This window comes from Lacticaseibacillus salsurae, from assembly GCF_045862175.1.
Lineage (GTDB): Bacteria > Bacillota > Bacilli > Lactobacillales > Lactobacillaceae > Lacticaseibacillus > Lacticaseibacillus salsurae.
Map to the genome: position 1 here is coordinate 1 of NZ_BAAFZI010000057.1, position 11992 is coordinate 11992.

Consider the following 11992-nt stretch of genomic DNA (forward strand, 5'->3'; position numbering starts at 1 on the left):
TGCATCAAGACGATACCTCTTTCATTAATTGTGTAGGAACTTTAATGATAACAGGTCGTATCGACTTGGTGTTTTTTATTTTGTCTGAGTGCTAACGATAGTGGCTAACTTGATTGTAAAACGCGGGAACGATTTAAACCTAGCTTGCGCTTAAAATAAATTGTGGAACCATTCCTTGACGCCTTGGAAGATCAAGGCAAAGAAGTTGGCGCGCTTCACGCCTTTGGTGGTGACTAGCGCCACAGACTCGCTAGGTTTGCCATTGAGGTAACCTAGCTGGTCGCCTTTAGCCGCAACGGTCAACATCCCAGCTGTGGCCCCTTTTTGCACTGGCGCTTCAAGCTTGTTTTGCAACCGCGCCGTATAGTGATAATCAAGCGTGTCAGCGGTAGTGCTCGTTGGCACATAAACAGTCAAAGTTTTAGTGGCTGCCAGTGGCACTGAGGCTTTGGTGCCATGGGTCACCGCTAACTGCTCATGTCCTTTGACCGCTTGGCCTGTGGTGGTCACTTGCATGGCTTTCCAGTTGGCAAAAACCCAATTCATCAACTTGCCAGTTTGGACAAACCGCTTGGTGTCGCCGCTACCGTTAGCATGCATCACCACTGTAATGATGCGCATACCATTTTTTTCAACGGTACCCGTGAAACAATCGCCAGCGCGATCTGTCGTCCCAGTTTTTAAGCCGTCAACGTTCAAACCGCTGACTGCCGCAGTTGAACCTGGCAACATCGCATTGTAGTTCGCCATTTTGGTGGTGTCGCTGCCTTCTGCAAACGTCATTTCTTTGATTTTCGTGGTATCTAATACGTCTGGGTAATCAGTCAACAAATGTTGGGCGATCACCGCAACATCTTTGGCGGTCATTTGATTTTGGTCAGTGGCTGTGGTGTTGGGATAGCGGTCAGCAGCATCGACTTGGTTATTGTCCAAACCAGTCACATTGACGATGGTGGCATCTTTGAGCCCCCAAGTTTGCAGTTGGGCGCGCATGGCGTCCACGAACTTGGCTTGGCTGCCAGATACTGCATTGCCCAAAAGCATCATGGCGCCATTGGCTGAATAGATCAAGCTGGCTTCATACAGTTGCTTGACCGTGTATTTGCCGTCAGCGCGCAATGGCACATTGGATAGATCATGATTTTGCGACAATGCGGCAATGCTGGCACTAGGCGTGATCGTATCCGTCCAATGCAACTGGCCAGATTTGATCGCGTCACGCACCAAATAGATCCCGAGCATTTTGGTCATGGAAGCCAGTGGCAGAGTTTGGTCGGCATTTTTTGCATACAACACTTTGCCGGTTTTGGCTTCGATCGCCAACGCGGCAGTGGCATCGACATCTGCGGTGGTCGTCGCCGCTTGGGTGGTCACGCTTGACGAAGCCCCTGCCCAAAACGCGATGGCAGTGACCAACACGGCGACGCTGCGCCAGAATTTAGACATGAATAAGTTCCTTCCTTATTGCGGTTTCTTTAAAGTGGTACCGATCTTCAACGGCAAATGGATCACAAAACTGGTCAATTCCGGCGTGGAATCGGCATAAATGTACCCACCATGTAAGCTGATGAAACTTTGCGCGATCGCTAAGCCTAAGCCGGATCCGCCAGTTTCTTGTGAGCGCGAGCCTTCCACACGGTAAAAGCGGTCAAACAACTGGCTCAACGAATCGTTAGGGATCGGGTCGCCATCATTGGAGACTTTGATCACGGCTTCGCTGCCGACTTTTTGCGCATCTAAAAACACATGCTTGGCGCCTTTGCCGTATTTAAAGGCATTAATGATCAAGTTGTTGAACACCCGTGACAGCTTTTCAGTGTCTGCTTCCATCATCAACGGATCTGGATCGCCATGAACTTGAATACTGATCCCTTTTTTCTCAGCTTCCAGTTCATAAGACGCGGCGAGCTGTTCTAGCATCGCCACCATATTGAATTCGACTGTGTTCAACGGTGTCGTGGTTTGTCGTGACTTGGTATATTCAAACAAGTCTTCGACTAACACTTTCATTTGTTTGGCTTTCAAATACGCGGTGTGGGTGTATTTCACCAGCTCATCTGGGCTTTGATACTGTTTGTCTTCGATCAAGCCTAAATAACCGATGATCGACGTCAACGGGGTGCGAATATCATGGGAAACATTGGTGATCAATTCGTCTTTGGATTTTTCGATGCGGCGTTCTTCTTCCATCGAGTTAACGGTAGAATCGACCAGCGCATTGATCGAGGCGATCACTTTTTGCAAGTCGTTGTTCACTTCAAACTTGATGCGGTGATCCAAATGCCCTTCAGCAATATAATGTAGCTCAGCGATGACATGGCGCATTTGCATTTGCCGATACCGCCGGATCAAGCGCCAATACACCACGATAGCATCGATCACTGCCATGACGCCAACAAAGAAATTCCGCCAACTCCAAAAATGGACATTATTTTGGCCAAAGGTCAGCACATTTTTAACGCCCCAAATGGAATTTTGCAAATGTGGGTCGCTGGCGATCATTTGCTTGCCTAACACCACCACTGCCAAGTTTAACATCAACAACAAGATCACGGTGATCAGGCCTTCGCCCCACAGCTCGGATTTTTCTTTGCCGGTTAAGTGGACCTTTTCCATGGTTAAGCCTCGACTTTATAGCCCACGCCCCAAACGGTTTCGATCACTTTCTCACCGCCAGTGGCTTCTTCGATTTTATCACGCAAATGCGACACATGGACCATGACGGTTTTGGCCGACACGATCGATTCTTGTTGCCAAACCCGCTCAAAGATCTCATCTGCAGAAAAAACGCGGTTGGGATGGCTGGCCAATAAGTACAAAATGCCAAATTCCAATGCCGTCAATTGAATGCTTTTGCCAGTCAGCGTGGTGACTTCATGGGAATCTTTTTTAATCGTCAAAGGACCCACCTCAAGCACATCCGGTTCTGGATTGGTGACTTCATTTTGGGCGCGGCGCAGTAAGCCTTTGACGCGGGCCATCACTTCAAGTGGGTTAAAAGGCTTGGTGACATAATCATCAGCGCCAGTCAGCAAGCCTTGGATCTTGTCCATGTCGCCGGTTTTGGCACTGACGATGATGATCGGGATCTGCGAGTCTTTGCGGACTTCTTTGACCACTTCGATACCAGACATATTCGGCATCATGATATCTAAGATCATCAACGAAATATCTGGCGTGGTGACCAGTTTGGTGATCGCTTCTTTGCCAGAGTATGCCAGAATTGGTTCGTAGCCTTCATTTTTAACGTAAATACTGAGTAATTCGACGATTTCTTTATCATCATCAACGATCAAAATTTTCATAGTTTATTCTCCTATGCCCATTATCATTCCTCTTCATTGTACCAGAGCCAGCCCACCGCTTTGTCAGCCGCGTGAAAACTATTAAAAAAAAGCAAACTTAACGCACAATTTGGCTTCAAGTCGTGCCCGCCATTCATGAAACAGTGTACGAACCAGACAAAAACACCCCGCATTCCAAAAAACGAATGCGAGGCGCAAAGGCGCTTATGCGTTGGGCTAAGACCGCTTGGTGTCACAGCCTGGTTTAGTTGCGCTCCATCAAGCAACGCCCAACCGTACAAACGCCTTGGGACCTCGATTCAAAATGCGAATCGGGGTCCCAAGGCGCCTGTACTGTGGGCTAAGACCGCTTGATGTCACAGCCTTTTAGTTGCGCTCCATCAAGCAACGCCCAAACACACAAACACCTTCGCACCTCGCATTCAAAAAACGAATGCAAGGCGCAAAGGCGCTTATGCGTTGGGCTAAAACCGCTTGGTGTCACAGCCTAGTTTATTCGACAGAATAGTTAGGGGCTTCTTTGGTGATCTGGACATCATGTGGGTGGCTTTCTTTCAAGCCGGCCCCAGAGATCTGGATGAATTGGGCTTTGTCAGCCAATTCTGGAATCGTTGCGGCGCCGACATAACCCATGCCTGAACGCAAGCCGCCATCCATTTGGTAAATGACATCAGCCAATGAGCCTTTGTAAGCGACCCGGCCTTCGATACCTTCTGGCACCAACTTCTTGGATTCATTGACGCCAGATTGGAAGTAACGGTCGCTGGAGCCGTGACCTTGCGCCATGGCGCCAATGGAACCCATGCCACGATAAGTCTTAAAGCGACGGCCTTGATAAATTTCAAAAGAACCAGGTGCTTCGTCAGTCCCAGCTAACATGGAACCAAGCATGACGGCGGTACCACCAGCAGCTAAGGCTTTGACGATGTCACCAGAGAACTTGATGCCGCCATCAGCGATAATGGTCTTGCCACGTTTGCGTGCTTCAGTGGCGGCATCGTATACCGCAGTCAATTGCGGCACGCCGACACCAGCGACGATCCGCGTGGTGCAAATGGAGCCAGGGCCGATGCCGACTTTCACGACATCAACGCCAGCGTCGTATAACGCCGCAGCGCCTTCAGCAGTGGCGACGTTGCCGGCGATCAAGGTCACTTTCGGGAAGTGTTCGCGAATTTCTTTGATCTTGCGCAACACGCCGGCAGAATGGCCATGGGCGGTATCGATGACCAACGCATCAGCGCCGGCATCTAACAAGGCTTGGGCGCGTTCGAAGGTGTCAGAAGTGACCCCAACAGCCGCAGCAACCAGCAAACGACCATGATCATCTTTAGCAGCATTCGGGAATTCGACCACTTTTTCGATATCTTTAATGGTGATCAAGCCGCTTAAGCGTCCTTGTTCATCCACCAAAGGCAGCTTTTCGATCTTGTGTTGTTGCAAGATCTTTTCGGCTTCTTCCAAGCTGGTGCCAGCAGGGGCAGTGACCAGGTTTTCTGCGGTCATCACGGAGCCGATGGACACAGAGTGATCAGAGACATAGCGCAAGTCGCGGTTGGTGATGATTCCAGTGAGCTTGCGGGAATCTTTGGAGTCGACGATCGGCACCCCAGAAATGCGATACTTCTTCATCAACTTGTTGGCTTCATCAACAGGGTCGTTGGCCGTCAAGAAAAACGGATTGATAATGACGCCATTTTCAGAGCGCTTGACCGTCAATACTTCGTCAGCTTGCGCTTCAATGCTCATGTTCTTGTGGATCACGCCTAAGCCACCTTGGCGTGCCATGGCGATCGCCATGTCGCTTTCGGTAACGGTATCCATCCCAGCAGAGAGAATGGGAATGTTCAGCTTCAAGTTGTCAGCGAGTTGGACGGATAAGTCAGCATCTTGGGGCAAGACGTGGCTTTCAGCAGGTATCAATAACACATCATCAAATGTAAATCCGCGGCGCGCAAACTTTGTCTCCCAATTACTCAAGTGGACAGCCTTCTTTCGTTTTTTGTTGTTGACCAGAATAGCATTGGAAAATGCGTTCGTCAATGATGACTTCTTGAGCAAACTAAAAAGCCCGTCGCAACGGGCTTTTTAAATGAGAATCACCTCATTTTTCACGACATAGAGGCGAACATTCAAATTGAATGAACCGTATACTTGGTGAAAAATCCGAAGTGAAAGTCGCTATCCGCAATAAAATTATGATTTTATTCGGAAATGGCTAAGCGGCCATGATCCCAGGTAAGTTGTAGCGGCGCTTGAGCAACCAGTGCGCCCCGTAGCAAACCACGGCCACAACGGCGTAAACCGGCCAAACCGTTGGGCTGGTCAATGGTGACTTGATCAACGCCAAGAAACTGGAGGCCAATGACGCGATAATGATCGCCGCCACCCCGGCTAACATGATCAACCAAGTCTTGGTGCGCTGCTTTTTGTCGCGGCGAGACCAAATGTTGTAATACGAGAAAATGAACCCTGCCATCCCTGCCATCACAATGATCGACGCGATCCCAGAGCCTGCCGACATGTTCTTGGGCTTGATGAAGGCCATGATGCCATACATCAACCCGAAAATGCTGGCGAAAAACAAGCTGAGATCTAAGCTCGTCAACCAATAAGAGGCTTGCTTGACTGGCTTTGGCGCATTGATCAAGCTGTCGGCTTTCACCGTCACTGGGCCATAGATCTGCGTGGCTGGCTTGCCAGCACGCTGAGCTTCGATCATTTCTGGTAGAATGTCTGCCAAAACCTTGTGTTCTTGGGCATCGGTATATTGATGTTCTTTTAAAATGCGCCGTAATTTGAACACATACTCGTCATTTTTTTTGGTCAGTTCGCTTAACAAGCCATCAACATCAAGGGTTGTTTCCTCTGCCGTTTGTGGTTCCTCATTCTTATTTGCCACGCCATATTCCCCCTAATTTCTTTTAAACGTTGAAGCGGAACTCGATGATGTCACCATCTTGGACCACATATTCTTTACCTTCAGCGCGCAAACGGCCGGCTTCTTTGACCGCAGCGACAGAACCGTACTTATCCAAGTCCTCAAAACTCATGGTTTCCGCACGGATAAACCCACGTTCAAAGTCGGAATGGATCACCCCAGCCACTTGTGGGGCTTTCATGCCTTGCTTGAAAGTCCATGCACGGGTTTCTTTGCCACCAGCAGTGAAGAATGTGGCTAAGCCTAATAAGTGATAAGCGGCTTTGATCAACTTATCCAAACCAGATTCAGAAACGCCTTCCGCTTCCAGAAAGTCCGCTTTGTCCGCATCGTCAAGTTCAGCGATTTCTTCTTCAGTACGAGCCGAAACAGCGATGACTTCAGCGCCTTCTTTTTGCGCGTAAGCTTCGATCTGCTTGACGTAATCGCAGCTTTCCGGATCAGCCATATCGTCTTCGGCAATGTTGGCCACATAAAGCACAGGCTTTGAGGTCAATAAGAACAAACCTTTGACGATTTTTTGTTCATCTTCGTCAAAATCGATCGAGCGCACCATGCCACCTGCTTCAAGCACCGGTTTGATCTTCTTTAACACCGCAAATTCGGCTAAGGCTTCTTTGTCTTTGGTGCGGGCGATTTTTTCCACGCGTGCATACCGCTTGTTGACAGAATCCAGATCAGCCAAGCCTAATTCCAAGTTGATGGTTTCGATATCGTCGATCGGATCGACCACCCCAGTGACACTGGTGATCTCAGAATCATCAAACGCACGGACGACATGAATGATCGCATCGACTTGGCGAATGTTTTCCAAGAACTTGTTGCCTAAACCTTCACCTTTAGATGCGCCTTTGACGATCCCGGCAATGTCGGTAAATTCAAAAGTGGTGTGGATGATTTTTTTGGCGGGTTCGATTTCATCGATGCGCGCCAAGCGCTTGTCTGGAACTTCCACCATGCCGACGTTCGGATCGATCGTGGCAAAAGGATAATTGGCCATTTCGGCCCCTGCTTTGGTGATCGCGTTGAACAAGGTCGACTTGCCGACGTTTGGTAAGCCGACGATACCTGCTGTTAAAGCCATGAATACGTTCCTCTTTCTGTGTTTAATTATTTGGGTTCGTCAATGTGCGACAGGACTTTTTTCATTTTGCGGTCAAAATCATGGCGCGACAGCATCACGATATGCCCACAGCCACTGCATTTGATCTTGATATCCATGCCCATGCGAATGATCTCCCAATCATTGACGCCACATGCATGTGGTTTTTTCATTAAAACATGGTCGTGTAAAGCGTACATGTTTGCGCCTCCTTAGTCCAGTTGCTTAATCTAAATTCACATCCAGCAACGCCAAGATCCGGTTGAGATCATTGGCATCGCCAAAGTCGATTTCGATCTTGCCTTTGCCTTTTTGCGTTTGGGCAATATTGACTTTCGTGCCGAAGCGATCGCCAAGTTGGTTTTCGCTGGCGCGCAAATATGGGGATTTCTGCTTGGCTTTCGGCTTAGGCTTTTTGGCCCCGGCGTTAAGCTCCGTGATCAATTTTTCCAGCTGGCGCACCGTCAAGTTCTCAGCGACGACTTTCTTGGCCATCGCTGGGATCTGCTTTTTGTCTTTGAGGCTAAGCAGCGTCCGCGCTTGGCCCATGGACAACTGGTTGTCATTGAGCATGGCTTTAACAGAAGCCGGCAGTGTCAACAAGCGCAGCGAATTGGCAATGTAAGGGCGAGATTTGCCTAAGCGCTTGGAGACTTCGGCTTGCGTCAAGTTGAGCTTTTTGATCAAGGTGTCGTAAGCTTGGGCTTCATCTAATGGGGTCAAATCTTCGCGTTGTAAGTTCTCCAATACCGCGATCTCCATCATGGCTGGGTCGTCGAAACTGCGCACGATCGCTGGGATCGTGGTTTTGCCCGCCAGCTTTGACGCGCGAAACCGCCGCTCGCCAGTGATGATCTCATAGCCGGATACGGATTTGCGGACAATGATTGGCTGAAAAATGCCGGTGTTTTTGATGGATGCCGCCAAGTCAGCCAGCGACGCTTCATCAAAACTTTTGCGCGGTTGATACGGGTTAGGCCGGATCTCGTCTAATGATAAGTCTTCCACGGCACTAAGGGTGAGATCTGGGTCTTCGATATCTTGGAAGATCGCGCTGATCCCGCGGCCTAAGCCTTTGTTGTTTTTATTCACCATGGGCTTTAAGTACCTCCTGAGCAAGTTGGGTATAAACTTCAGTCCCTTTGGATTTAGGATCATAATCCACGATCGGCATGCCATAACTTGGCGCTTCAGCTATGCGGGTAATGCGCGGAATGATCGTGTCATACACTTTATCGCCAAAATACTTGCGCACTTCATCAATGACTTGCGCCCCTAAATTGGTGCGGCGATCATACATCGTCAACAGCACCCCTTCAATGGCCAAATGCGGATTGAAGTGCTTTTGCACCAAACGTACAGTGTTGAGCAATTGGCTCAAGCCTTCCAGCGCGTAGTATTCACTTTGTACTGGGATCAAAATCGAATGGGCGGCGGTAAACGCGTTGATCGACAGTTGCCCTAACGATGGTGGACAATCGATCAAAATGTAGTCGTAGTCGTTTTCTACGGCGGCTAAGCCTAACTTCAAACGCATTTCCCGCGCCATTTGACTGGTCAATTCGATTTCGGCACCAGCCAATTGGATGGTGGCAGGTACGATCCATAAGTTCTTGTGATTGGTTTTAAGTAAGGCTTCTGAAATCGGGTCTTCATTGACCAACACATCATAAATATCTTTGCCGACTTCTGGTTTTTGAATGCCGACGCCGCTAGTGGCATTGCCTTGGGCATCAGCGTCAATGATCAATACCCGCTTGCCAGCATCTGCCAAGCACGCGCCTAAGTTGATCGTCGTGGTGGTTTTCCCCACGCCGCCTTTTTGGTTCGCGACTGCAATGATATGTGCCATTACTTCGTCTCCTTTGGGATCTCGATCACGATGCGATATGCAGAATCAGTTTCAGCTTCCGTCATGGTGACTTTCATGCCGGCATCTTTGATCAAATGCACGGATTTTTTCAAGGTGTTCACTGCCATGCGCGTGTCATGGCTTTGCACGGTGCGGCGTTTGGTTTTGGCTGGCTTTTTGGCTGAAGGCTTTGGCGCCGGTTGCGGTTGCGCCGCTAACTCGGGATGCAATACTGCTTCAACTGCCGCTTGGGTCTCTTTGACCGTCAAGCCGTCATTTAAGACTTGATGGACCAACAATTGTTGATGGTAATCATCCACTCGCAACAATTCGCGGCCGTGCCGTTCGGATAATTCGCCGTTCATGATCGCTTGTTGAACTGGTTCAGATAATTTCAACAAGCGCAATTTGTTGGCCACAAACGACTGGCTTTTGCCCATTTGCTTGGCAAGTTGGGCTTGGGTCATGTGATTCAGATCCATCAAAGCAGTGTAGGCCTGGGCTTCTTCGATCGCCGACAAGCCCACACGTTGCAGGTTTTCGATCAACGCCATGGAAGCGGATTCTTCATCACTCATTTTCTCAACGATCGCCGGCGCTTTATCCATGTGCAAATGTTGCATCGCCCGAAACCGGCGCTCGCCGGCAATGATCTCATAACGTTCAGGCGCATATTCGCGCAACACGATCGGCTGCAACAACCCATGTTCTTGAATCGTTTCCGCCAGTTCTTGGATCGCCGAATCGGTGAACACCTTCCGCGGTTGAAACCGGTTTGGGACGATCTGGTCTAGCGCAATATCTTGCACGGCCACACCGGCTGGTTTTGGTTCGGCTTTATTTTTGAAGAAATTAAAGGCCATTTAGTTGCCTCCCAGTGGTAATTTACTTGGGGTACCAGGCTTGCGCGGGTATTTATTCGGCGTGGGTTTGGTTTTTTGGATCACCACCAAGGTGCGGTGGCCGCCATTTTCTGGCAGATCCAACTCGACTTGATCTAAGATCTTGCCGCCAAGCGTGGCCACTGCCGCTTTGGCTTGGACCAATTCATCTTCTGCTTGCGTGGCTTTCATTGCGACAAACACCCCACCGACTTTCACCAGCGGCAAGCACAACTCAGCAAGTACATTTAATGGTGCCACCGCGCGGGCGGTGACCACATCAAAACTTTCACGCTGCGGGGATTTTTTGCCGCCAAACGTTTCCGCCCGGTCGTGAAACAAGTGCACGTTTTGCAAGTTGAGGCGTTGGCTTAAGCGCTGGAGAAATTCGATGCGCTTGTTCAATGAATCCACGATCGACACGTCCAACTGCGGTAAGGCGATCTTCACTGGCAAGCTCGGAAAACCGGCACCAGCGCCAACATCGCATAAGCTTAACGCGTCAGTTTTCAGCTGTGGCAAGGCTTTGACCAGCGTTAATGAATCGTAAAAATGCTTCAAATACACCCCAGGTTCATCGGTGATCCCAGTGAGGTTCATTTTTTGATTTTCGCTGACGAGATATTCAAAATAAGTCGCATATTGCGCCAATTGTGTATCCGTATGCGCTAACCCCAGATCATCCAGCGCCTGGGCGAATGTTTCACGGTTCATTTGCACACCATTCCTTTACAGTGTCCGGTTTGCGCGCATCATTTCAACAGTGCCTGCGCGTTTCACGTCACTGTCTAGTTTAACTTAAAATCACCCTTTCAACAACCGTCCCTCAAGGCGCGTTTCATGTGAAACAACGATGACAAAAGGCGTTATTGCATTGCGCGATAACGCCTTAACTTGGTTATTTAATGAAGCTCATGAACCGGCTTTAACTCAACTTAAGCCAGTTGGCCAACGCGGGCTTGATGGTTTTTGATGATCAAGTCAGCGATGCCTTTGGCGATGCCGGCATTTTTTAGGATCGGGCCATGGGCATAGCTGCCAAAGGTGTTTTTGTAGCGCATGCCTTCAACGCCATCTTCTGGGTTGTTGCCATAGCCTTGGATCATTTTGCCTAAAGGCTTCAACTTCTTAGGATCGTCAAAATAGGTGCGGCCAGAATGATTTTCAAAGGCTTTGACAGTGCCAAAATCCGTTTCAAATTCGGTATCGCCGATCATGCGGGCATCGGCTTTAAACACCGTGTGCAATGGCAAAATGCCCAGGCCAGGAATGCTGGTGCCACTGCTGGTTTCATAATAAGCGCCTAAGAGTTGATAGCCGCCGCAAATCGCCAACATCGGTTTGCCAGCTTCAATGTAGTCACTAAGCGTTTGCTTGTGGCGCTTCAAATCACGGGCAACGACAGTTTGTTCATAATCTTGACCGCCACCAAAAAAGACGAAATCATAATCTTCCGCGTTAAATGGCGCGTCTAATGACACGTTGTCGACGCGCACGTCAAAGCCTTTTTGTTTGAGCCAGTAGCGCAAGATCTTCACGTCACCAGAATCGCCGTACGTATTCATCAAGTCTTCGTAAAGATAAGCAATGGTAATGGGTTCAGCCAAGATGCATCCGTCCTTTCACAATAACGGTATCATAACACAGCGGCTAAGTTGCGCCTAGTCTTTGGACCCAGGCCAAAAACTAGCGATCAATAACGCGATCACGCCGCCAAGCAACACCGCCGCAAATCCACCGATGAAAACATTTGGGAGCGTTTGGGCCAAAACCCACCATAATACGGGTCTACACTTTCTGGTGTTGGAGAAATCCAACGCTAAGAGTGTAGGCCCGTTTTAAATGACAAAATAATAGGGCACCTATAAGGCTACCCGTGCTATGCTCTAAGCGACGAAACCAAAAGCTAGC

The 11992-nt window shown here is 49.2% G+C and carries 12 protein-coding genes; all 12 read right to left on the reverse strand.

Features of this window, described 5'->3' with window-relative positions; translation table 11 throughout:
- Positions 1-150: 150 nt before the first annotated feature.
- The 12 genes from ACKTSG_RS11940 to ACKTSG_RS11995 all read right to left on the reverse strand — a co-directional run bounded on the left by ACKTSG_RS11940 (position 151) and on the right by ACKTSG_RS11995 (position 11688).
- Positions 151-1446 carry a serine hydrolase gene (locus ACKTSG_RS11940; RefSeq protein WP_407895063.1) on the reverse strand — a complete coding sequence of 432 codons (1296 nt, stop codon included), beginning with the start codon at positions 1444-1446 and terminating at the stop codon, positions 151-153.
- 15 nt (positions 1447-1461) lie between these two features.
- Positions 1462-2616: a sensor histidine kinase gene (locus ACKTSG_RS11945; RefSeq protein ID WP_407895064.1), complete on the reverse strand. Its 1155-nt coding sequence runs from the start codon at positions 2614-2616 to the stop codon at positions 1462-1464.
- Between the two features lie 2 nt (positions 2617-2618).
- Positions 2619-3305 (reverse strand): response regulator transcription factor CroR, encoded by a 687-nt coding sequence (croR, locus tag ACKTSG_RS11950; protein ID WP_407895066.1) that lies wholly within the window; start codon positions 3303-3305, stop codon positions 2619-2621.
- 492 nt (positions 3306-3797) lie between these two features.
- Positions 3798-5285 (reverse strand): IMP dehydrogenase, encoded by a 1488-nt coding sequence (gene guaB, locus ACKTSG_RS11955; protein WP_407895068.1) that lies wholly within the window; start codon positions 5283-5285, stop codon positions 3798-3800.
- Between the two features lie 238 nt (positions 5286-5523).
- Positions 5524-6207, reverse strand: coding sequence for a DUF1129 domain-containing protein (locus ACKTSG_RS11960; RefSeq protein ID WP_407895070.1), 684 nt, complete (start codon positions 6205-6207; stop codon positions 5524-5526).
- A 22-nt stretch (positions 6208-6229) separates the two neighbouring features.
- Positions 6230-7330: a redox-regulated ATPase YchF gene (gene ychF, locus ACKTSG_RS11965; protein ID WP_407895072.1), complete on the reverse strand. Its 1101-nt coding sequence runs from the start codon at positions 7328-7330 to the stop codon at positions 6230-6232.
- A gap of 26 nt (positions 7331-7356) precedes the next feature.
- Positions 7357-7548, reverse strand: a complete 192-nt coding sequence (locus tag ACKTSG_RS11970; RefSeq protein WP_407895074.1) for a DUF951 domain-containing protein — start codon at positions 7546-7548, stop codon at positions 7357-7359.
- Between the two features lie 25 nt (positions 7549-7573).
- Positions 7574-8443, reverse strand: coding sequence for a ParB/RepB/Spo0J family partition protein (locus tag ACKTSG_RS11975; RefSeq protein WP_407895076.1), 870 nt, complete (start codon positions 8441-8443; stop codon positions 7574-7576).
- On the reverse strand, positions 8433-9200 hold the full coding sequence (locus ACKTSG_RS11980) for a ParA family protein (protein WP_407895078.1): 768 nt from the start codon (positions 9198-9200) through the stop codon (positions 8433-8435). Before ACKTSG_RS11980 ends, ACKTSG_RS11975 begins: the two co-directional genes overlap by 11 nt.
- Positions 9200-10063, reverse strand: a complete 864-nt coding sequence (gene noc / locus ACKTSG_RS11985; RefSeq protein ID WP_407895080.1) for a nucleoid occlusion protein — start codon at positions 10061-10063, stop codon at positions 9200-9202. Before noc ends, ACKTSG_RS11980 begins: the two co-directional genes overlap by 1 nt.
- On the reverse strand, positions 10064-10795 hold the full coding sequence (rsmG, locus tag ACKTSG_RS11990; RefSeq protein WP_407895082.1) for a 16S rRNA (guanine(527)-N(7))-methyltransferase RsmG: 732 nt from the start codon (positions 10793-10795) through the stop codon (positions 10064-10066).
- A gap of 221 nt (positions 10796-11016) precedes the next feature.
- Positions 11017-11688 (reverse strand): type 1 glutamine amidotransferase, encoded by a 672-nt coding sequence (locus ACKTSG_RS11995; RefSeq protein ID WP_407895084.1) that lies wholly within the window; start codon positions 11686-11688, stop codon positions 11017-11019.
- Positions 11689-11992: the final 304 nt, after the last annotated feature.